Annotated in this window: 18 protein-coding genes; 2 read left to right on the plus strand and 16 right to left on the minus strand. The window is 49.8% G+C overall.

Annotated features, from left to right (window positions below):
- Positions 1 to 31: 31 nt before the first annotated feature.
- The 16 genes from NE473_RS16305 to NE473_RS16380 all read right to left on the minus strand — a co-directional run bounded on the left by NE473_RS16305 (position 32) and on the right by NE473_RS16380 (position 20816).
- Positions 32 to 3556 carry a DEAD/DEAH box helicase gene (locus tag NE473_RS16305; protein ID WP_055649607.1) on the minus strand — a complete coding sequence of 1175 codons (3525 nt, stop codon included), beginning with the start codon at positions 3554 to 3556 and terminating at the stop codon, positions 32 to 34.
- Positions 3557 to 3608: 52 nt separating this feature from the next.
- Positions 3609 to 4742 carry a Gfo/Idh/MocA family protein gene (locus tag NE473_RS16310; protein ID WP_055649608.1) on the minus strand — a complete coding sequence of 378 codons (1134 nt, stop codon included), beginning with the start codon at positions 4740 to 4742 and terminating at the stop codon, positions 3609 to 3611.
- Positions 4743 to 4744: 2 nt separating this feature from the next.
- Positions 4745 to 5575: a nucleotidyltransferase domain-containing protein gene (locus NE473_RS16315; protein WP_055649609.1), complete on the minus strand. Its 831-nt coding sequence runs from the start codon at positions 5573 to 5575 to the stop codon at positions 4745 to 4747.
- Positions 5565 to 6662, minus strand: coding sequence for a nucleotidyltransferase domain-containing protein (locus NE473_RS16320; protein ID WP_155521575.1), 1098 nt, complete (start codon positions 6660 to 6662; stop codon positions 5565 to 5567). The genes NE473_RS16315 and NE473_RS16320 overlap by 11 nt, the downstream gene beginning before the upstream one ends.
- A 335-nt stretch (positions 6663 to 6997) precedes the next feature.
- Positions 6998 to 7387 carry a ribosomal maturation YjgA family protein gene (locus NE473_RS16325; RefSeq protein WP_055649712.1) on the minus strand — a complete coding sequence of 130 codons (390 nt, stop codon included), beginning with the start codon at positions 7385 to 7387 and terminating at the stop codon, positions 6998 to 7000.
- A gap of 57 nt (positions 7388 to 7444) precedes the next feature.
- Positions 7445 to 8035: an RQC-minor-1 family DNA-binding protein gene (locus tag NE473_RS16330; protein ID WP_055649610.1), complete on the minus strand. Its 591-nt coding sequence runs from the start codon at positions 8033 to 8035 to the stop codon at positions 7445 to 7447.
- 10 nt (positions 8036 to 8045) lie between these two features.
- Positions 8046 to 9353 carry a YecA family protein gene (locus NE473_RS16335; RefSeq protein ID WP_172682239.1) on the minus strand — a complete coding sequence of 436 codons (1308 nt, stop codon included), beginning with the start codon at positions 9351 to 9353 and terminating at the stop codon, positions 8046 to 8048.
- A gap of 113 nt (positions 9354 to 9466) precedes the next feature.
- Entirely contained in the window at positions 9467 to 10687 is a 1221-nt protein-coding gene (locus NE473_RS16340; RefSeq protein WP_055649612.1) for an ATP-binding protein, read from the minus strand.
- Between the two features lie 192 nt (positions 10688 to 10879).
- Positions 10880 to 12532, minus strand: a complete 1653-nt coding sequence (locus tag NE473_RS16345; RefSeq protein WP_006772193.1) for a plasmid pRiA4b ORF-3 family protein — start codon at positions 12530 to 12532, stop codon at positions 10880 to 10882.
- Between the two features lie 146 nt (positions 12533 to 12678).
- Positions 12679 to 13755: a M24 family metallopeptidase gene (locus NE473_RS16350; protein ID WP_055649613.1), complete on the minus strand. Its 1077-nt coding sequence runs from the start codon at positions 13753 to 13755 to the stop codon at positions 12679 to 12681.
- Between the two features lie 55 nt (positions 13756 to 13810).
- Positions 13811 to 15382 carry an AbgT family transporter gene (locus tag NE473_RS16355; RefSeq protein WP_196411666.1) on the minus strand — a complete coding sequence of 524 codons (1572 nt, stop codon included), beginning with the start codon at positions 15380 to 15382 and terminating at the stop codon, positions 13811 to 13813.
- A 33-nt stretch (positions 15383 to 15415) separates the two neighbouring features.
- Entirely contained in the window at positions 15416 to 16756 is a 1341-nt protein-coding gene (locus tag NE473_RS16360) for a CoA-disulfide reductase (protein ID WP_055649615.1), read from the minus strand.
- Positions 16753 to 18084 carry a cation:dicarboxylate symporter family transporter gene (locus NE473_RS16365; protein WP_055649616.1) on the minus strand — a complete coding sequence of 444 codons (1332 nt, stop codon included), beginning with the start codon at positions 18082 to 18084 and terminating at the stop codon, positions 16753 to 16755. The genes NE473_RS16360 and NE473_RS16365 overlap by 4 nt, the downstream gene beginning before the upstream one ends.
- A gap of 16 nt (positions 18085 to 18100) precedes the next feature.
- Positions 18101 to 19378, minus strand: a complete 1278-nt coding sequence (locus tag NE473_RS16370; RefSeq protein ID WP_055649617.1) for an L-cysteine desulfidase family protein — start codon at positions 19376 to 19378, stop codon at positions 18101 to 18103.
- Between the two features lie 221 nt (positions 19379 to 19599).
- The gene (locus NE473_RS16375; RefSeq protein ID WP_006775489.1) at positions 19600 to 20022 is read right to left on the minus strand and encodes a hypothetical protein; all 423 of its coding nucleotides are present in this window, start codon (positions 20020 to 20022) and stop codon (positions 19600 to 19602) included.
- A 107-nt stretch (positions 20023 to 20129) separates the two neighbouring features.
- A complete protein-coding gene (locus NE473_RS16380; RefSeq protein ID WP_006775490.1) occupies positions 20130 to 20816 on the minus strand; it encodes a helix-turn-helix transcriptional regulator in 687 nt (228 codons plus the stop codon).
- 336 nt (positions 20817 to 21152) lie between these two features.
- On the opposite strand from NE473_RS16380, the gene NE473_RS16385 reads away from it, so the two are divergent.
- Both NE473_RS16385 and NE473_RS16390 read left to right on the plus strand, forming a co-directional pair.
- Positions 21153 to 22574, plus strand: coding sequence for a uracil-xanthine permease family protein (locus NE473_RS16385; protein ID WP_055649619.1), 1422 nt, complete (start codon positions 21153 to 21155; stop codon positions 22572 to 22574).
- A gap of 545 nt (positions 22575 to 23119) precedes the next feature.
- On the plus strand, positions 23120 to 23279 hold a 160-nt coding region (locus tag NE473_RS16390), incomplete at its 3' end, for a helix-turn-helix domain-containing protein (RefSeq protein ID WP_256265338.1).

Genomic DNA, 23279 nt, shown 5'->3' on the forward strand with positions numbered 1-23279 from the left:
TGCCAGTTTCTTTCCGTCATTCTCCAGTCCGCTATTCCCCCGCCGATTCCTTCGCCGCCCCGCGCAGAATCTCCAGGAACTCATCCCTGCTGCCAATCACCTCACTGATACTTCCCTCCGTGATAATCTCCTCAGACAGCCCCGCCTTCTTTTCCTGCATCTCCAGGATCTTCTCCTCCAGCGTGTCTTTCATAATGAGCTTGTACACTGTGACCACCTGCTGCTGGCCGATTCTGTGGGCCCGGTCGGTGGCCTGGTTCTGAGCCGCCTGATTCCACCACGGATCGAAGTGGATCACGATACTGGCCGCCGTCAGGTTGAGCCCGGTTCCTCCCGCTTTTAAGGAAATAAGGAATACTGGCGTATCATCTTCATTAAACGCCCGCACCAGTTCACTCCTCTTCTCCTTGGATACAGCCCCTGTCAGTATATAGTATCCGATCCCTTCCTCGTCGAGCCGCTTCCTGATAATATCCAGCATAGACGTAAACTGCGAAAACAGCAGGATCTTATTTCCCGCTTCCACCGCATTTTTCACCAGCTCCACACAGGTGTCCACCTTGGCCGCCCCGCCGTTATAGTTCTCGTAGACCAGCGACGGATCGCAGCACAGCTGGCGTAAATGGGTCAGCTCCGCCAGAATCTGCAGCTTCCCTACCCGGAACTCCTCCTGACTCTGCTTCGCAAGTGAATCCAGCAGCTTCTGCACCCTGGCTTCATAAATCTCCCTCTGCGCGTCCTCCATACGGGAATACACCACCTCTTCCAGCTTATCCGGAAGCTCCCTTAAGACCTCCTTCTTCAACCGCCTCAGGATAAACGGCCGGATCATCCGCCGCAGCCGTTCCGCCGCCACCTCATCCTGTCTTGCTGTCACCGGCTGCTCATACTTCTCCTTAAAATGCTTATAACCGCCTAAGAATCCGGGCATCAGGAAATCGAAAATACTCCACAGCTCACTCAGTGCATTCTCAATGGGTGTTCCGGTCAGGGCGAAACGTCTGGCACCGCTGACCGCCTTCACTGCCTTTGCCGCCTGCGTTCCGTGATTCTTAATATTCTGCGCCTCGTCTATGAAGACAGTATCAAACAGCGTTTCCTGATACGCCTCCACGTCCCGTTTTAATAAATCATAGGATGTAAGCAGAATATCCGCTCTGCTCTCCTTTATCTTTTCCTTTCTGATCCCGGCACTTCCCACAACCGTATCCACTGTCAGTCCGGGGGCAAACCGGTGTATTTCACTCTCCCAGTTATAGACAAGGGATGCAGGACAGATGATGAGGCTCCGCCTGGAAGCTTCCTGTTTCCGGCCATCTCCGGCAATTGCTTTCGCTGTACCTGTCTCTGCCTCACCTACCACCGCGCTGCTTGCCGCCCCACCGCTTATTTCTGCATCGCCTGCTTTCGCACCTCTTATCTCCCCGTCACTTCCCTCCGTCTCCCGCATCTCCTTCACCGCCGCCAGATATGCGATCGCCTGTACCGTCTTCCCCAGCCCCATATCGTCGGCCAGAATTCCGCCGAATCCCATGGCGCCCAGCGTCATGAGCCACCGGAATCCAAACTTCTGGTACGGCCTTAACTCCGCGTTCAGACCGGCAGGAACCTCATAGTCGCTGTCCTCCACATTCTTCATGGACCGCAGAAATGCCTTATAAGAGGAACTGCGCTTTACCTCCAGCATCCCTTCATGCTCCCGGAGAACCTGGTCTAAATAGAAGGACCGGTATTCCGGAACCCGGATATGGCCCGCTTCCAGCTCCCCGGCACTCAGTTCCAGCCCCTCGGCCAGCTCTGCCACCGCTGACAGCCCGTTGTCCTCCAGCTCCAGAAAATCTCCGTTCTTTAAGCGATAATATTTCCGCCGCCTCCGGTAGCTGGACAGCAGTTCCTCCAGTTCTCCCGCCTCTAACCGCTCCGTCTGAAGCGTAATATCCAGCAATCCGCTGTTACGGGCAATCCCCATTGTAATTTTAGGCGCCTTTAAAACTCTCAGCCGTTTTAAAGAATCGGAAATATATACCTCACCGATCTGCTGAAACTGCGCAATTCCAGTGCTGAGCAGACGGTACTGTGCCTCCTCGTCCTCCTCCGGAATGTACAGCAGCTGTTTCTTCTCATCCACACAGTTGAAATACCCGGCCGCCAGCTTAGCCGTATACTGCTCCTTTTCCATATCACGGTATAAATCCTTGACTTCCAGTCCCTCAATCAGATTATAGCGCGCGTCTCCATATTGACTGTAAATAGATGCAGTCAGAGTCCGGTCCACATAATCCAGATACACGAGTATCTCACACGGCTTCGGCAGATAGCGCTCCAGCGAATCCGGCTTTTTAAGGATGGCAAACTCCTCCAGTGACGGCAGTACCGAAGCACAGAGAACCGGCAGATCTTCCTCATTGATATGATATTCCTGCTTCTTATAGGGCTCCATCAGACTGCATATACCACCCATACGCTCTTTAAATTCCTGACTGCACAGGTAGATGGTGTCTCCCTCCAGGACACACAGCCCGCTCTTGCCTGCAAATGCTTCCCCTTTGGGAACTGAAAGGAGGCATCCCCCTCCGCTCCGTTCCGCAATGAAGAAGCCAAGAACCGGATCCTTTTCCACAATCCTGATCCGGGCCAGGTCTGAGAATCTGGATTCCAGAGCGATCACTCCCGGCCCCACTGCCTGCAAAAAGCGCACCATCTTGTCACCGGACAGAACCAGATTCCGTCCGGTGGCCGCTGTGGGCAGATAACTGCGGCGAACCATATACAGTTCCGTAATAAAGTCCTGCTCCTGATTCACACAGTCTTCCAAAAAGTCCGCCAGTCTGCGGCTTTCCTGGGTAAATGCGCTCTTTACATGGTAAAAAGCCAGTTTCTGTCCATAGTATACATACTTTTCTTCCTTTAGAGCATTTACCATTGCGGTAATATCCTTTAATACGTACAGATGGTCTGAACCGATTTTAAACTCAACCGTCCAACCCTCCGCATTGCGGTGCAGGGCAGGAACCAGCCTGATATTTCCATTTAAATTCGGCTGAAAGTAGTGGGCATTTTCCCGCATGGTGCTGGAAAAAATCAGTTTTTTAACCGCGGTATCCGTCGGCGGCTGCCTAATCTTGGAAGCAGCGGCCGACGCGCTGGCCGATGCCCTGCCTGACACGGTACGCGAAGCAGCATCTGCTTTACTCCCTCTTCGTTCCGCTGCTCCGCCAGCCAGAGCATCTGCTGCCTCCTCTTCTGCTTCCTCCTCCTCTGCTTCCCGTTCCATCATCTCCAGCGCAACCGCGACACAATGCTTGCACATCCCGTCATACGATTGGTAGGCCGGGCATTCACAGTAATACTCTGTAAATGTATCACGCTTCAGATCATACGTCATTTCCACCTGGTAGCGGTTGTCATAAGACCCCTCCACCCATGCGCTTGCCTCCAGCCTCCCTTTGCTTTTCTGAAAATCCAGGTCTTCCACCATCCCGCTCCTGTACAGCTGGTTTCCTCTCGTAAAAGACTGGGGACTGGATTCCACTCTAATTGCCTTTATCTGTATCATGCCGTCTCTTTACTCCGTTTCTCTGACTGAACCTGTCTGCCCTGCAATTATCCTAAATCTGTTTTCCCGCCCATATCTGGGTTTCTGACCGTACCAGCCGCCCGGGATCTTTCAGTGCCTCTTCCATCAGAATCAGCGTGTAAGCGTCCTGAAGCCCCTCCGCCAGCGGATAGCACTCCGTCCCTTCCTCAATATAGCGCCTCAGCCCCATCATCAGGACGGCAATAGCAGTCTCATCCTGGGGCAGTACCTTCTTCAGCCCCATATGTACAAATGGATTTACATAAAGTTGTTCCTCTCCCAAATAAATCCGTATAATCCCGCTGCCTGACGCCTCCCGCTCCACACTCATGGTCTGCTCCATCGGCAGAAAACGTCTTCCCGAGGGCTGAATCTCTTCCTTTATCCGCCGCACAATCCAGTCATCCAGTTCTCCCTCCGGCCCCTGAACGTTTAAATGGCGGCTGCGGATATAGGAGTGGTACTGTGCGCTGCTGAAATCATAAAAAGCCGTCTTCCCGCCCTCAAATTCGAACGTTAATCTGCGCCTCGTCTTCTCAGCCCTTCGTCCGTCGGTGACGGCGCCGTCTCTGGAATCCGTTTCCACCAGAGTATACGGATACTCCTTCCCGTAAACCGTCATATTCTGAAGTCCCGTCCCCAGCATACGCCGGATCACGCTGGCTCCATGGTAATCGTGGACGGCAGATAAGTTCATCATAGTCACATCCCCCAGATAGCCGCGTCTGACCACCTCCATGGCTGCTGCAAAGGAGGGATACAGATAGTACTGTTCGGCTACCTGTATCTTAGCCCCCTCCTCCGTTTTCATGCGCCACAGTTCCTTTAAGTCTTCCAGTTTTAAGGCAGCCGGAGTCTCACAGAGCACCGGATATCCCTTTTTAGCCCATCGCTTCGTCTCAGAAAAGATGGAAGCCTTGTTCACCGCAATCACCACAAAGTCCGGCTTCATCGCCTCACAGGCCGCCTCTGACGTGATCGCAGGCACACCGTACTGCCGTCTCATAGCCCCGGCCTTTTCATCCGTCCTGCAGAGCATGGCCTCCATGGTGAATAATTCAGGATATGCGCAGGCAATTCTCCAGTAAAACAGCGATCTCCAGCCGGAACCGACTACGATAAAACGAAACGGCTTTTTTTCCAGTAATGATTGATCCATTGTCATTTTCAAAGAATTCTCCCTTCTGCATTTCCTTTGCAAACATGTTCCAGGAACAGCCGGTCCAGCGTCTCCCAGCTGTCCGTCCTGTCATCCTTCATGGTATCCAGCAGTTTTTTCGAGTGCTCCAGCTGCTCTTCTATAAAACAATTGAGCACTTCAATCCTTGCCCCGGCACCGCTTTCCGGTGTCAGCGCTTTGATTTCCAGAAGCCGTTCCACGGCCTGACGCACCTTGCGATACTCGTCCTTCTGGCTCTGATCCCCAAGCACCGCCTCCATCAGCTCCGAAAAAAGTACCGGCGGCGGACATGCACGCTCCTCAATCCACAGACATGCCAGAACCGGACGGATCACATAAAAATACTTCTTGTATTTCACAGTGTCCCCCTGCAGAAACTCCATAAAATTACTCTTCGCCGTTCCATAATAATGGTACATAGACGCCTTTACGGAAAAATACGGGGACGCCTCCTGATGAATCTGCTTCCACTCCTCCGTCGTCCGGTAAACAACCGGAGAATTGGACCATTCAAACAGCGTGGAATTGGATCGGTGATACTGTCTCAGAGCTTTCTGTAAATCCCATCCATTGATATCGAGCGTCTCGTCCAGCTCCCATTCAATCACATCACGGACGGGTTCCAGCTTTAAGTAATCTTCCGGTCTGCGCACATAGATAAACCGCACGTCATAATCGCTGTCCGGGGAAGCGAATCCCCAGGAACGGCTTCCGGATTCCACCGCGTGGAGAATCCGCACGTGCTCCTTTTCCTCGATCTCCTGAAGCTTCTGTTCTACCAGGTCTTCCAGAGTTCCTTCAAAATCCTTATATCTCATCTCTTACCACCCTTTCATTGACACTCATGACGAATTCCTGCACACGCTCATAATCCGGTTCGTCCGGCAGCGATGTGTTCTCAGCCGCCTCGTGCAGCCGTTTCTCGTAATCAGCCAGAATCTCATAGAATTCCGTCCGGTACGTGCCGTCCTCCTTCTGAAATTCTCCCCCGCGGATTTTCATCAGAAGCTCATGCTCGTCCTTCCGGTACGTAATAATCTCTTCTTTCTCCAGTATATCGATCGCCATCATAAACAGGCGGATTAAATGCATGGCGTGCTTATTTAGATGGTTGTCATCCTTCTTCCGGTTCCGTTTACCAATCTTATCATATTCTTTCACAATGTTATTCATCTCACCCCAGATGTTCCGGTAATCCCGCAGCGGATAGTGGGAAAACTGAGCATCCAGAAAAATCTCTGTGTCCATCTCCGGATTCTCCGCCTCGTCGATATAGATTTTCAGCGTTCCGTAATCGGAAATCCGGTAGCGCTCCCTGAATTCATACATGGCGTTCTTTACGGAATTATAGATATGTCTTTCCCGTTCCTCCGAAGCCATCCGGTCCCGCGCCAGCGCATTCTGGAGCCTCCTCAGCTGCTGGTCTGCGTATCCTCCGAAGGACTGGATCGCCCTCTTTGAAAGGAATAAACGGCGGTTGGCAAGCAGTTCCCTCCCGATTGGGGATAAGTATAAGTAGTGCTCTTCATTCAGCCCCAGCAGTTCACATGTATTGGGATTGCACTCCAGCAAAAGCCGGATGATCTTGTTAAACGTATAGATCACGGTATCCGTGTTCTCATCCGTATACTGATCATAGGAGGTCATTCCGATCAAATCGGATTTCCTGTTTAATGTCACGCCCCGGACATCAATATCGCTGTTTTCATTGTTCGTTCCATAGGAATAACTGCCTGCCAGCCCCAGCAGGATGATGTGTTTTCCCAGATGGGGATCTGTTTTTAAGAAGCTGTACTGCGGTTGTATCAGGAGCTCCTGTGATGGAAGTTGCTGTGTTATATGCGGCTGCGTTAAATGTGGCCGCGTCGACTTCGGCAGCTCTGTTATCGTCTCTGTATCACTCATGGGGATTCCCCCTTTCCTGCAAATAGAATACTTATAGTATAACTGCTTCCCGGAAAAATGCCAACAACCGTTTCAGACTTTTAAACCCGAGAACCATACTGCCGGATTACCGGGTGGCATATAACCGGAAAACACAGAAAAATACCCGGTATTCCATATTCAGAAATCACCGGGTACTGCGTTATCATACCTATTTACTTTTCTTTAAGAACCAGTATTTCCTTATCGGCTGTCTTCATTTTTTATTGCCTCTTTTATACCGGTTCTTCTCGCCACTTCCGGTTCTTCCCGCCACTTCCCGGTTCTTCCCGCTTCTGTCCCGTCTTTCCGCATATTTATCTTCGGATTCTCCGCTCCCAGACCTCCAAAAGCAGACACCCGGCCGCATAACAGGCCAGATCCTTCACGTCAAACACCGAGCCGAACACGATCCTGGCAAATCTGTTTCCGGATAGTCCCAGCAGCGTCACGAGATCAAAATACTGAAGCACTTCCACACATGCCGCAAACACGAACACATAAAGCGGCATCAGCCGCGCCTTCACCGGGATAAAGATCCTGACAAAACAGTATACTACTAAAACCACCAGCATGTCTCCCACATAGGGACGTATCACTTTGTCGTGAACGTACAGGGCAATCAGCGTTTCCACCACCATCAGCACCAGAAACGCAGCTCCGTACAGCAGACGCAGTTTCTTATCTCTCTCTGTCATTCCTCTCATCGCGAAGGTTCCTTTCCTCTTCATACGATCTTCCACACCATCCCAGCGTATCGTATCCTATTCACACCCCTTGCCTTCTTCCAAAAATTTAATAACTCCCCCAAGTTTCTCTCTGACCTTGCGTACTTCACCTTCCTGCCATGCCTTCAAAAGAGGAATGTACTCTTTATCTCCCCTTTCCTTTATCCGGTTCAGCAGTCCAAATACCACCTGGTGGTTAACCCTCTTTAACTCCTCAAACATATCCAGATGAAGTACCTTTGATGTCACTGCCTCCTCAAAACGTTGAAACCACTCTTCCGTATACGTTTCACATTCTATTTCCCATCCCTTATCCGTAAATACCAACATGGGAAGGCGGCCACTGTATTCAATCCTTAGATACCTTTTTACAATTGCAAAGTCTACTCGTCTGCTGATCTCATCCATCGTCAGATCATGGTAATAGCCGTAGGCTGGACACTGGTCCAGCTTATATTCCAGCACTTTCCTATCTTTTGAGCCTTTTAATATCTTTACCAGCATACCCCGGCCTCCTGTTGCAATCAGCTCATCCGCGGCTCTTAATATGGCCCTGAGTTCTTCAGGCTTAAGGCTGGTAATCTCCCCTGTTTCCAGTTCATAATGAATTCTTGATTTTCTGGTCATTACACATACCTTACTTCTTCACTCTTCCGCAACACTGCCTGTATTTCTTCCCGCTGCCGCATGGACAGGGAGCGTCAGGATCAGGCGTATTCGCTTTAAACTTTATTTTGGTAAGATCCCATTCAATTTTTGTCTGGCAGCCATGTTCCCCGCGCGCTCTCATTTCTGCATTGGTGAATCCACGGTTATTCCATTTTCGCACATGATCTTCCCAGTCCCTGAAAAGCTGTTCAAATTCTTTTAACTCCTCACCGGAAGAAAAAATACCCTCATATCTTTCCATAATCTCTGAAACTGCAAATATTCCACCCAATTCCTCCACGGCTTCAATGGAAAGTTCCCTCAACAGCTGCTCCGCCTCCATACTGCTGTCCATTCTTTTACTCAGATACCCTTTTAATATCCGGTACTCTTTCAAATGCTCATCAATGTAGTTCTCACGGTAAAACAGGAGGTCCTCAATGGATGGCTCATAATATGGCATGTCCTTCACCGCATCAAAGCGCTCTTTATACTCCTCCTCATCTTCTAAATCGGGATCAAACAGATATCCCGCCTCCAACCCAAAATTTTCTGATTCCTCTTTCAGCCTGACGACCGTTTTTTCCAACATTTCATCTGATAGTGCCGCTTCGTCTGGCAGCCAGTCTCTTTTTTCCGGTATATCTTCTGACTTCTCCGCCGTCCTTTCCTCTGCCATACTTTCCTTTGCCGTACTTTCCTCTTCCGCACTCTCCGCCGGAATATCGTGCTTCCTGATTACCTCAAACAGCCATTTCGTTTCAAAGACTCCATACAGCCTCAGGAATGTACTGATATAACTTCGAACCATCTCATAGTAAGCCATACGTGAGGCAAACCCCATCTCCCCGGCTAACTCCTTTATCTTATCCACAATTTCATATGGAACCACGGGAGTTGTATTCATTTCCTCTTCGTCAACATAGTAAAATACCCAGCCGTTCTTCTGCAGGCTGAGCCCCTCTGCCGCTTCTTCTGTCTCACACTCTTCAACAGCCAGTTTTATCAGCAATTGAAGCTCATTTGCCGGCACTGCTTCGATCTTTGCGGACAGCCCCTCAATAATCTTATGTTCCAACGACTCCAGCTGTCTTTTCCTTTCTTTTCCTCTCCCCAGTTCCAGTCCATATTCCTCAGCTATTACATCCAGAAGAGATTCCGGACATCTTTTTAAGCACGTTCCAAGACAGTGATCCGGCTCTCCTTTTAAAAAAAATGACTCTACAAGCGGTTCCTTTACCATATCAAACAATGACCTTAATTCCATACTTAAATCGTCAAATAAATATTCGTCCATTTTCCCCCCTGTATTTTCCATGTGATAAATGCACTTATCCAGCATCTGTGTTACCTATAGTATACCTGTTTACCATTAAAATTCCAACACTGTATTCTCAGCTTTTCACTGCTTTAAAGTGATCTGTTTTCTTTCAAAAGCCATTCCAGCACATTTCTCTTTTTAATTCCCTCATAATCCGCGTTTCCGAACAATTCATCCAGGGTCAGAAGGTATTTGGGGTAATTATCCTGAATCTTCCGGAGAGGCGCCAGTTCCCGTTCCAGAGTTGATTCCTCCAGCGTGGTCGCAGCCACCTGATAATAGACGGTTTCCTCCGAATTCATGGCTACAAAATCCACCTCCCCGTCATTCATCTGGCCGACCCGGACCTGGAAGCCGCGCCGGAGCAGTTCAAGATAGACGACATTTTCCAAAATGTGACCGATATCACTGTCTTTTCCCCGGACCAGAACATTGCGGAGGCCGATGTCAACCGCATAGTACTTGCACTGCTGTGTCAAATACTGTTTTCCTTTAATATTATACCGGCCCGCCTCGTAGAGAAGGAGGCTGTCTGTCAGACCCCTTAAATACTTATCCACGGTCTTCTGATCCACTTTTGTCCCCTGTGATTTCAGCGTGTTGGCAATCTTCGTGGGAGACGCCAGGTTTCCAACGTTGTGGAGCAGAAACTTTGCTACATTTTCCAATACGGTGATATCGGAAATATTAAGCCTTGCCACGACATCCTTTAAAAGAACCGTATGGTAAATATCCATCAGATACTCTTTGGCGTCTTTTAATTCCAATCCCATACGTGTAACGTAAGGAAACGAACTGTATTCCAAATACCGGCTGAATTTCTGCTGCAGTGAAAAATCCGTTTCCGTCAAAGTGCTGCAGAACTCTGCAAATGACAGCGGCAGCATCTTAAGCTCCACATAACGGCCGGAAAGAAGCGTCGCCAGCTCTCCCGACATAAAGTATGCGTTGGAACCGGTGATATAGACATCGCAGTTTTCCTTAATAAAAAGACTGTCCACCGCCTTCTCAAAATCGGCTACATGCTGAATCTCATCGAGAAATATATAATTCATCTGATCCGGAAGCAATCGTTCTTTTATATAATAATACAGTTTCTGGTAATCCGTTAATTCTTCGTACTCAATATCTTCAAAGTTAAGCATGATAATCTGGCTCCGGCTCACTCCGTCTGTCAGTAAATATTCCCGAAACATGTCAAACATCGTAGACTTCCCGCAGCGGCGCACGCCTGAAACTACTTTTATAATCTGACGGTCCTTCCACCTGATCAGCCAGTCCATATACTCTTCACGGTTAATTTTTGTCATTCTGTCACTCCTTTCTTTCTGCTATTATATACATTTTAATCCTGTTTTATTCCATTGTCAACAAAAGTTAGGAATTATTTCCTAACTTTTTATTATTATCTCATTTTTTAGGATTTAATTCCATTTCCAATTCCAAATAAAAGAAGCGAAAGCCCCTGTCCCATCAGGCAGCTTCCGCTTCTTTCGCCGGTATTACTTCTTTCCACAGCACTTTTTATATTTTTTCCCGCTTCCGCACGGACACGGATCATTCGGATAGATCTTCTGAACATTTTTCCTCTGTCCCGGCGCCTCACTGAAGCCATACCTGACCAGTTCATGCGGTGTATACCCGTGATTCATAACCATGCGTGTGTTGTTCCACACGTCTATAATCACGTTCGAGAACTTCTCCAGTTCCCGCTGTTCAGAAAATACGACTCCGTAATTTCCAAGCTCGTCTATCACGGTCTGTAAATTTGCACCCACACTGATTGCAGACTGGACATCACGCAGAATATCCGGAATCACTTCATCTTTAACACCAAGCTCACCAGTCAGGAATTCCCCGAGTTTCTGCAGCTCCTTCCCCATCAGGAAGCCGCCATTGTCCGCCATAAATTTCAACTCGGTCAGGGAGGGAATATAGTAAGGAATATTCCTCTGCATACGGTACAGTTCCTCATATGTATTCTGCTCCGCCAGTACACGGTCAACAAACCTTCCATCAACCAGTTCCACGACCGGACGGGCCGCAGAAAGCGTTTCATACGCCTCAAGAAGTTCTCCTTCCGTCAGCTTTGGGGAGGCATACTCATTAAAGATATCGAGTACCGCAGATACCGGTGACACCGCGTACAGCGAGTTGGCCGCACACAGGCAGTCACCGATCCGGCTGATGCGGCTGCGCTCAGCCTGAAACTGCTCCGTGTTCATTACTCCATAAGCCGTCTTCACATCATCAGCCACCAGATACGTCCCTTGCTGAACGGCCTCTGTCACATAGCCGCCTGCGTAGAGATAATCTATATTTTCGTCTTCATACAACGGAATCCAGCCATTGCCCTCCAGAATCTGCTCGAACAGCTCAATCTCTTTATCTCTTGCACAGAGGAAATACCGTCTCATCACCTCCGGCCGGATTAAATAGTCCACAGTCTCCCTGATCAGTTCTTCCTTTTTATACTTCGAATATCCGCTCATACCGTGGCGTTTTGCCAGTGCTGTGATACTTTCTTTATCATAACAGCCGAAAATATCCTCCAGCAGCAGCTTTCCCGACTCCGGAACACGCCCCTCCGAAAAGGACAACGCCTTCAGCTTTTCATTCACAAGCTCCACATCATAGGTTCCCATTCCCTGGTTCCCGGCCCATTCCAGGTAATCGATCCCGTTTTCCGCTTTTAATTCCTCAAGCTTTTTCGGGTCTGCAAGAATATCCAGAAGGTGATAATACCCGTAAATTCCGCCGCAGTCCTCAGGTATGACATCACCTTTATACTTCACCACCCGCGCATACGGCTCCGTGTCTTCTTCCAGAATCTTCTCCACCTCAATGGTATGTTCCCAGTTGTCACCCAGATCATATGTATACGTAAATTTCTTCGTATCAGCCACCAGTTCATCAATAACCGTACTGCCGGAAACAGTTCCCGGCATCGAAAACTCCTCCTCCAGCCGGTCATCGGTTACACGAATTCCCATAGTCCGGAACTCAAATTCAAAGAGATGGCAGTCCGACCAGCAAAATGCCGTCTGAATCATCTGATGCAGCGTCTCGAACGTAATTCCCTGCGGAATCAGGACCCTTCGCCAGATCGGTGGTTTACTTCCTTTTATTATAATCTTGAACTGATAAGCTCCCATGAAAATATCCTCCTGTCAAAGTAAAAAATGACGCCATGACAATTTACCACAGATTCCCTGCTTCTGTCCAGTCTATTTGCAAATTTTCTTTGAGCAGTACCATATTCCAGATTACTTTTTCCTCCCCGGCGTATCTGTCCGGATCGTCAGCCGATGATTTCCATCTCCTTGGAATCCCGGTTCAGGCTCACGGCGCCGTCCGCCGTCACAAGCATCAGATCCTCAATTCTTACTCCCAGCTCGCCGGGAAGATAGATTCCCGGTTCACAGGAAAAGATCATGCCCTCCTGCACAACGTCCTGGTTCGCGGAGGACACGTCTCCGGCATCATGCACCTCGATTCCGATACAGTGGCCGAGACGGTGTGTGAAAAATGGGCCGTATCCGGCCTCCGTGATGATATCCCTGGCCACCTTATCGATCTCGCAGAACTTCATGCCCGGCTTCATGGCCGCCTGGGCAGCTAAATTAGCCTTCTTTACGATCTCATACACTTCCCTGCCCTTTTCACTTGCATTCTTATAGAAAAACGTTCTGGTCATGTCGGAGCAGTAGCTGTTTTTTTTGCATCCCACATCGAAGAGCACACAGTCTCCGTCCTTTAAAACCGTTCCATCCGGCTTATGGTGGCCGATGGCCGCATTGGCCCCAAAGCTCACCAGCGGGCCGAAGGATGGCCCTTCCGTCCCCAACTCCTTATAGATCGCACACATTCCTGCGGCAACCTCCAGTTCCGTCACGCCTTCCTTTATCAGGCCGCGGAAACGGGCCATGGCCTCATCATTTAACCGGGACGCCAGAATCATCGTTTCCTTCTCTTCCTCGTCCTTGATCCGGCGGGCTCCGTCCACACACTCGGACGCATTTTTATAGGAAGAACCGGCTCCCAGTTCCATCAGCTCCAGAAGGAACCTGGCCGCCATCTTCTTATCAATCCCCAGCGGTTTGCCGTGGTCTGTGCAGTCTGCAATCATCTGGCAGGCCGGGTCTGTATCGGAAAACCAGACCTTCTCCACTCCGATATCGCCGTCCACGGTAAACAGTTTATTGATGAACAGCCTGTGGTTCCCATTTTTATTTAAATATAATGCCAGCAAACGCTCATTGGGCAGTATCCATCTGCCGGTCAGATAAAAGACTGACGGCGGATCGCTGATGATCATCTGCTCCAGGCCCATCTTCTCCATATTATGTAAGACGCGGCCTACTCTCTCTTCAAACATCGTTCTTCCTCCTCACTATGGGCACCCGGCGTACCCCGTCAACTGTTTTACTCCATTAAACTCCGTAAAATACAGGCGCTCCAGGTCCTAACGGCAGGCCCGCGATCATCCAGACAGCCAGAAGCAGAGACCAGAAGAATAAGAAGGCCATGGAGTACGGTAGCATGGAGGAAACCAGGGTTCCCCAGCCGGTATCCTTGTCGTATTTCTTCATAATCGTCAGGATATACGGAATCCATGCGATAACCGGTGCGATGATATTGGTGGTACTGTCGCCGATCCGGTAGGCCACCTGAGTCAGCTCAGGGGATAATCCCATCTTCATAAACATCGGTACGAATACCGGAGCGAAGATCGCATATTTCGCGGATGCAGAAGCCATAAACAGGTTCACAAAGCCTGCAACCAGGATAAAGCAGATCACGAGAACAACCGAGTTCACATTTAAGCTCTTTAACAGCTCCGCACCTTTGAAAGACAGAACACGGCCGATATTGGTATAGCTGAAGTAATTGGTAAACTGAGCCGCAACAAACGCCATTGCCACAAAACCGGATATGGAAGCGATGGCCTTATTAAAGGAAGCCACCACATCCTTATCGGACTGGAAGGTACCGCACATTTTCCCATACACAAACGAAGGAATGAAAAACAGCAGGGTGAACAGCGGAATAATCGCGTTCATCAGGGTGGAACCGTCGATTAAGCTGCCGGTCTCCGGGTTTCTCATAAAGGAATTTTTCGGAATACAGCAGATGATATAGAATGCCACGATTCCTACAAATACCCAGTTAGCTGCCTTTAATGCCTTTTCTTCTTTCGCGGAAATGCTGTCTGACGCCTCGATCAGAGTTCCGTCTCCATTTTCCTTATACGGCCCAAGGCGCGGGATAATCACACGCTCAGTAATATAGGTTCCCACAATGGTGATCAGGATCGTCGATACAATCATGAAGAACCAGTTTCCCAACGGTGTAACCGTATAGGACGGATCCAGCGTCTGTGCTGCTGCAGTAGAGAAACCGGATAAGGTGGCATCCGCGGAACCGATCAGTAAGTTTGCGGAGAAGCCGCCGGATACACCGGCAAATCCTGCGGCAATACCGGCCAGGGGATGCTTTTTGTATGCCTTGAAGATCATGGCAGCCAGCGGAATAAAGACAACATAGCCGGCATTTTCCGCCACGTTTGTCATAACGCCGATAAAGACGACCATCGGTGTCACCAGCGCAGCCGGCGTCACCTTAACCACCTTGCGGATCAGGCCGTTTAAATAGCCGGAGCTTTCCGCCACGCCGATTCCCAGCATGATCACAATGGTAAATCCCAGCGGCGCATAGCTGGTAAAGTTGGTTACCGCGGAGGTCAGCATGTACTGAAGCCCCTTAATGCTGAACAGACTGACGATCGATACCGTGGCCTCCTCCACCGTACCGCTGCCTGAGTTGTACATTTCACCTGCGGCGCTCCACCCGAGGGCCGAACCGATACCGGAGACGATGACTACCGCCACAGCTAAGTAAAAGAATATGGTGAGCGGTGTCGGAAGCTTGTTCCCTGCGGTTTCGATCTTATCCAGAAAGCGCAGGATCCAGGAACGTTTTTTTGTCTTGGTTGTGTTTTTCATACTTTCTCCTTTATACATTATATTATTTACTGCCTATTTCGCAGTATTTGACGCAATCAGAGCGGCATCCCACACACCGGAAAACGGCGGGGAATAACACAAATCCATAAATCCCATCTCGTCCACCGTCAGTCCGGCATAAATAGCGATGGCATAGTAATTGGCTCTCGGAACCACAATTCCCTGTCCGTACGTCTCCGCCCCCAGGATCTTTCTCGTATCGGCGTCGTAGATCAGCTTAATGTTCAGCTTCTCCGTTCCGTAGTAGGACGCATAACTGTTTCCCGTAATCGTATGAGCCTTGTAATTAAGCCCCCTGGCCTTCGCCTCTTTCTCCGATAAACCGACCTTTGCCGCATCCATGCCAAACAGCCGCAGCGCCGAACTTCCGATCAGTTTAAACGGCTTCGGCTGTGCCCCGCCCAGGATATCACCGATGATTCTTCCCTGTTTGTTGGCGTTGGTTCCTAACGGCGCATACATATAATCTCCGGTGACTGCGGATTTCATGATGCTGCAGTCACCCGCCGCGTAAACATCCGGAATGCTGGTCTCCATCCGCTCATTCACGCAGATGGCCCCATTCTTCGCCTTCTCCACATTGGTGATAAACGAGGTCGCAGGTGCGATGCCCGCGCTGTTGATCACGATATCCGCCGGGATTTCTTCGGTTCCGTCTCCCCTTGAGAGCACGGCGCCCACGATACGGCCGTCTTCCTCGATCAGACTCTGAACCATCGTTCCCACACGCACGGTCACCCCGTTTCCGGCAAGCTCGGCCTCCAGAGCCTCGCTGACCTCGGCATCAAAGGCCGGGAGCACGTGATCGGCCAGCTCCACTATCGTTACCTCTTTGCCGTAATGCCTGCATGCCTCGGACAATTCCAGGCCGATAAACCCGGCTCCGACGATGACTACATGGCGCTGGTTCTCATCGAATAACGCCTGTTTCACCCTGGTTCCATCCGCCACGTCGCGGATCTCGAATAAATTGCTGTAAGAACGGTCGAACGGTGGGAAATGGCGCACCCCCGCTCCGCTTCCGATCACCAGCTTGTCATAGGTATCCTCAAACACCTCTCCGGTCTGCAAATTCTTCACCGTCACGGTCTTCGCATCCGTATCCACGGCAGTCACCTCATGGTAAGTCTTTACCGGAATCCCGCTTTTGGCAAACTCTTCCGCCGTCCTGGCAATCAGTTCCTTCCCCTGCTTGATATGATCAGAAATATAAAACGGGATACCACAGGCGCCAAAGGATACCTCTCCGCCTTTCTCGTAAACCACGATTTCCACCGCATCGCCCAGAAGTCTTTTTAACTTGGATGCCGCCGACATTCCGGCGGCCACACCGCCGATAATCACTGTTTTCACTCTCTCACCCTTCTTTCTACGATAATCGCATTTGTCATACAGCCAGTTACATTAATCAGTGTCCTTGGCACATCTCCGATGGGATCGACAGCGATCATCGGTCCCAGGCCGTTCACCGCGCCGATGATTCCGCTTCCCATCACAGCTCCGAATTCCGCCATGGTGGCCGTTCCCGGAACTCCGGTAATTCCATAGGAGACCAGCACGATAACCACCACCAGGCCGAACACCAGCGCCGGTGTCATGGTCAGACCGCTTAAGCCTGCGGCAAATACCGCGGCCATAGCCGGGAACAGAGCGCCGCACCCCTGCATACCCGAAGCAATCGCATAAGCAGATACCTCGTCGGTAATCTCCTTTTTAAGACCCAGCCCGGCCGCCAGCGCCTCCTGAGCGTCCGGAAGACAGGCAGAACCGGAGCGGGTAACCAGAGCCTTTTTCATCGCAGCCTTTCCCGCACGGAAAAATGCCGCCGGGCTCACACCGGAAACTGCACACAGAATCATCTGCACTGCCAGCATGGCCAGAGACGCCGCACAGAGAACCAGCAGCATCTTCACCAGCATAAGGAGAAACGCCGGCCCGTACGCCGCCGTAAATGCGGCCATGACCGCAGCCGCTCCCATGGGCTTGTAGGCGATAACGGCCTTGCACACACTCGTAATCACGGAGAACGCCGCATCTGTGAAATCGAGAAACGGCTTTACCGTATCCATATATTTGCCGGACATTCTGCGGGCCGCAATACCAATAAATACGGCAAAAACGAAAATTCCCGCCACATTGCCGGTAAGGAAGTCAAAACCGACACCCGAGGGGATCAGATGCGCGATGGAATCGGTAATCTTCTGTCCCTCCCCGACATCCCAGGAAAAGACCACGGTATCCGCTCCCGGTGCCGCGCCGACTTTCAACCAGAGGCCAAAGCAGGCGCCGATCAGGGCGCTGGCCGCCAGCATCAGCGTATTCACCCATTTTTTCCATTTGGTCAGAGGTGTTTCCGCCTTAACCAGAGGCGTGTGAATCACGAGACGCACTCCTGCAGTAAAGACAACCGGCGCGATCAAAAGCTGGAAAAGGGAGACGTATCCGTTCCCAACTAAAGAAAACCATCGGCCCAGATCAGCCGCATACGCCCCCGTGCGGCCGGATACCCCCCATACGATCAGTCCGTATACGGTTCCCGTTCCCGTTCCGATCAGCACTCTGGAGGCAAACGAAAACTTCTTCTTTGGCAGGCGGCTGATTCCAAAAAGCAGAGCGAAAAACACAATCACTCCTGCCAGACTCTCCGCCCTCGTTAATCCTAAAAACCCGATTGTACTCATGAATATTCCCTTTCTGTCAGCACTCCGTCATAATACGGATTATTTCCTTATCTGTCTCTCTCATTCCATCTTTTCCGAGACGGCCCACGTTGGTGATCGTATTTTCCACGCCTTTGGACACGATACCGTCGCCGCCTTTAAACTGCTGGCCGTTTAAATACATGTAATATCCCATGATTCCGGCGTCCACCGCAGCCGCGATCTTGCCTGCGCAGGAAGGCTTTGCGCCGTCGCAGATGATGCCCGACACAATGGCCAGACCATTGACAAGGGTGTGGGCGATCGTTTTATAATCTCCCCCCAGCAGGAAGGCAATTCCGCACCCGGCTCCGCATCCCGCGCTGACTGCTCCGCAGTAGGCAGACAGACGGCCGATTCCCGTCTTCTGATGAATCGTAATTAAATTGGAAAGCACCAGGGCACGGAAGAGCTCCTCCTCACTGGATCCCAGTTCTTTCGCATACTCAATCACGGGAAGAGACGCTGTCATCCCCTGATTCCCGCTTCCGGAATTGATAATGACGGGAAGCTCGCATCCGCTCATACGGGCGTCTGATCCCGCTGCGGCCGCAGCTCTCGCCCTGACGCGGATATCGTCACCGTAGGCTTTTAACAGAACGCTTCCGATATTGGCGCCCCAGTCGTTCTTAAGGCCCTCCTCCGAAATCGCACGGTTATAAGCGATCTGGCGCCCTATCACTTCTCTCACATCATCTAAATCTACCGTCTTTGCAAACTCGTAGATGTCTTCCACATTTAAAAGGCTCCGGTCCGCCATCTGGGCTTCCCTGGCGGCCACGGCTCCCACTTTATAAAGAACCTCTCCGTCCTTTTCGATCAGTACAATGTTGGTATGATACCCCGCGATCCTCACTTTCACACAGGACCCGCCTCCGTATACCGTCACCACCATGTCGAGAATCTCATCCGTATCCAGTGGTTTCACACAGATATCTGCGTGATCCAGATACTCCCTGATCTGTGCCTTCTGCTCCTTTGTCACCCCTGCGATGACTTCCAGAATCCTGGAGGCATCTCCGGCTGCAATCCCTGCTGCCGCCGCGGCTTCGATTCCCTTCAGCCCGCCCGTGTTGGGGACAATGACACTCTTTACATTTTTCACGATATTGCCGCTGGCTTCCACCACACAGCGTTCCGGAAGGCAGCCCAGCACCTCCCTGGCTTTAGCCGCACAGTAGGCCAGAGCAATCGGCTCCGTACACCCCATGGCAGGCACGAGTTCCTCTTTTAAAATCTGTACATAGGTAGAATATTGAATTCCGGTACGCTCCATGATTTCCCTCCGATTTCTTTATATATTTTTTATAATTTTATAGGAAAATTTTATCTTATTCTGTTTGATATGTCAATGATTTTAATGATTTTTTTTTATTATAATAATAATTTTTCTTTTCTTCACACAGTTTATCCTTCTAAACAGAAAAAAAAGAGACCCGGACTATTGCCTTCCGGACCTCTCTCCTGTTTCAGTTGAAATGTATGTTGCCGCCCTTTTTAAACAGCGGTTAATTTCTTCCGCCCGCTTCCAAAAGACGAAAGAGTAGTAATCAGCATGGCAAACGAAGCAAACAGGAAGCCAAAGTAGACCATCGCAGCTGGTGTGGAGGTCTTGACCCCCTCAATGTTCGCATACAAGTTACCCTTGGATAAATAGGCGGTCACACTGCGTCCCGGTATATAGGGCGCACTGCTGTGGGCATTCTTCAGTTCATATTCCTGACCCAGATAGGATACAAAGACATCATACTGCATCTGCCTTTTCCCTAATATCTTCCGGTATACCGTATCAGAACTTACAACCCTCACCTCAACCTCTGTATATTCCGCGTCCGCCTTATCGACAACTCCCCGCAGAACTACCGTCGTAATAATACAAAGCAGTGTTACAATCATCAAGATCATCGATTTCTTACTCATCAGAAATCCCCCTTCATTTTCTCTTTTGTATATCGTCTTGTATGTATTCTCTTACCTATATCCTCTTATATATTTCTTCTCATATTTTTCTTCTTCTGCTTCTTTTCTTACGTCTTCTTCTGAATTTTAGACTGGTAACGATATACACTCGCCTCAGAACAGTATAAATACTCTGCGACCGCGCCCACCGCGCCCTTTAGCTGGAACAGTCCCGCGCGGTTCAGTTCTCCGATAATCTCAATCTTTTCCTTCTGCGTCAGACGCTCCCTGACCTTTGCTTCGCTGGATCCCACCACGGTGATCACAGCTTTTTTCATCATATCCCCAATTACATCTTCAGAGAAATTCTCGACAGGGCCCGAACAGATGATTCCCGACTGGCCGCCGTCGCTCATCAGCCCCATGCCGCTCAGCTGGCGGATACGATCCATGACCTGCTCATACGGCGTCATGTCAATATTGACACAGAGCTGTCCCACCAGTTTCCCTTCCTCCCGGATAAAATACGTCGAAGAACGCAGCCGCTTATCAGGAGCCGCTTTCCCCTCATAGTTTACTACATAATCCTTTTCTTTCCACTCTTCATTGGCCAGTATGGACAGCGTAAAATCAGTAATAGGCGCCCCTATCGTACGGCCGCTGACGTGTCCGTTGGCAATGGCGATAATATCGTGGTCCGGTTTGCGGCAGTCTCTCAGCACGACCTCTGCATTCTCTCCCAGAACCTCTCCCAGAAAATCAACCAGCTTTTTATAATAATCCAGTATGTCCAATTCCACAGTTCCTTTCCGCATCGTTCAAAACTCTTTTTTCATTATAACAGAGGAAAAACCGTTCCGCAACCGATTCCGCCGCCCCATTCTGCCATAAAATTGTAACAGTGCAGACGGCTCATCTTCTTGACCGAAAAAGCAGGTCAAGAAGCATCGGATATTCATCCGATGTGAAAATTGGTGCAAAGACGGTCTTATGAGCAAGTTCAACGTCCATTTTCGCACCAATTTTCCCGCCGTCTGAACTGTTACGTAAAATTCAATAAATTGTATCATTTATTGTAATTTGTTGACAAATTCTGCCATTTTATGTATAGTTTTCATGGAAACATTATTATCCTAAAAGGGGGCATTGATATGAAACAGGAAACAAATTACTCATCTCCCTACGAACTGGACGGAAAACTGCCGCTTAAAACAGCATTCCCGCTGGGTCTTCAGCACGTTCTCGCCATGTTCGCAGGAAACTTAACACCGATTCTTTTAATCGCAGGCGCGTGCGGGATCACAGCCGGCTCTGCGGAACAGGTGGCAATTCTTCAGAATGCCATGCTGGTAGCCGGTATCGTCACACTGGTTCAGCTCTTCTCCATCGGTCCGGTGGGAGGCAAACTTCCCATTGTCATGGGAACCAGCTCCGGTTTTATCGGCGTATGCCAGAGTGTGGCCGGCGTCATGGGCGGCGGTGTCGCAGCTTACGGTGCCATTCTCGGAGCATCGCTGCTGGGCGGATTGTTTGAGACAGTACTGGGCTTTTTCTTAAAGCCTCTGCGCCGTTTCTTCCCATCTGTGGTTACCGGTACAGTCGTTCTCTCCATCGGTCTTTCCTTAATCAGCGTCGGCATCGGTTCCTTCGGCGGCGGCAGCAGTTCTAAGGATTACGGCTCTTTGGAGAATTTATTCCTGGGCTTTGTAGTCCTTTTGAGCATCGTACTGTTAAAGCATTTCTGCAAAGGATTTGCAAGCGTATCTTCTATATTAATTGGTATCATCATCGGTTACGTGGTAGCGGCAGTCATGGGATTCCTTCTTCCCAATACCTTCACCTTCACGGATCCGGCTACCGGAGCTGCGGCAGAGCTGACGAAATCCTGGGTTTTAAACTGGAATAAGGTTGCCGAAGCCAGCTGGTTTTCCATTCCAAAGCTGATGCCTGTAAAGCTGGTGTTTGACGCCCGCGCCATTATCCCGATCGGAATCATGTTCATCGTAACGGCAGTTGAGACCGTAGGTGACATCTCCGGTATCACGGAAGGCGGTATGGGACGGGAAGCCACAGATAAGGAACTGGCAGGCGGCGTTATGTGTGACGGCCTCGGTTCTTCCTTTGCGGCCCTCTTCGGCGTACTTCCCAACACCTCCTTCAGCCAGAACGTAGGTCTGGTCGGCATGACGAAGATCATCAACCGGTTCGCCATTGCAACCGGCGGCGTATTCTTAATCGCCTGCGGTTTATTCCCGAAACTGGCGGCCATCGTATCCATCATGCCTCAGAGTGTTCTCGGCGGAGCGGCTGTCATGATGTTCGCCTCCATCGTAGTCAGCGGTATCCAGCTGATCACCAAAGAGGAGGTCAATACGAGAAGCATTACCATCGTATCCGTAGCCCTCGGCCTCGGTTACGGCCTTGGCTCCAATGCAGCTGCCCTTACATACCTTCCTGAACCGGTACGTTTAATCTTCGGCGGTTCCGGTATCGTTCCGGCTGCTCTGGTGGCAATCATTTTAAATGTATGCCTTCCAAAAGAATCTGCTGCAGAAAAGACGGCAAAAAAATAATCAGAGGGGCTCTAAAATAAGTCCTTAATTAGGAATCGCCAGTTCCGGCAAATGCCGGTTCTGGCGATTCCTTGTTTATTATACCTGATTTTTATACACATCTTGATTTCACTCGTATCAAAGGGATCACTTAATAAGCTTATGAGTATAACTCTTTGCTTTTAAGCTGCTATTACTTTTTGTTGCTTTTTATTATGATATTTAGGGGTGTTTACAAGGGACTGCGCGGACCGTGAAACGGACTGCTGGCAGAGAATTTCGTACATTTATTTATTGTTGTCTTTGAACTCATATAATATACTTTCTTTAGGGAGCAATCGTGTTGCAGGGTGGCGTTGGCCTTCATTCTACATAGGATGGAGGTGATGTCTATGAAACATTTCGATTTTAAGGATTTAATGGCCTTTGGAATGTTTATCTTAGCGTTACTGACATTCATTTATTTGATTTGTCGCTAGCTTAACATAGAAAACCACCCTAAACTTGATATGATACCTCTTAAGTAGACAAGATAAATAACCAAAATCTACTTAGGAGGTATTTTTATGTCCAAATCCCCTCATACTTCGGAATTCCGGGCAAAGGTGTCACAGGAATACCTTGATGGATTGGGTTCCTATAATTATTTAGCCACTAAATATAATATCGGGTGTAAAACATTGAAAGAGTGGGTTGCTAAATACAGAATTCATGGAATCGGAGCAT

Source organism: Hungatella sp. SL.1.14, from assembly GCF_024460495.1.
In the GTDB taxonomy this organism is placed as follows: Bacteria; Bacillota; Clostridia; order Lachnospirales; family Lachnospiraceae; genus Hungatella; species Hungatella hathewayi.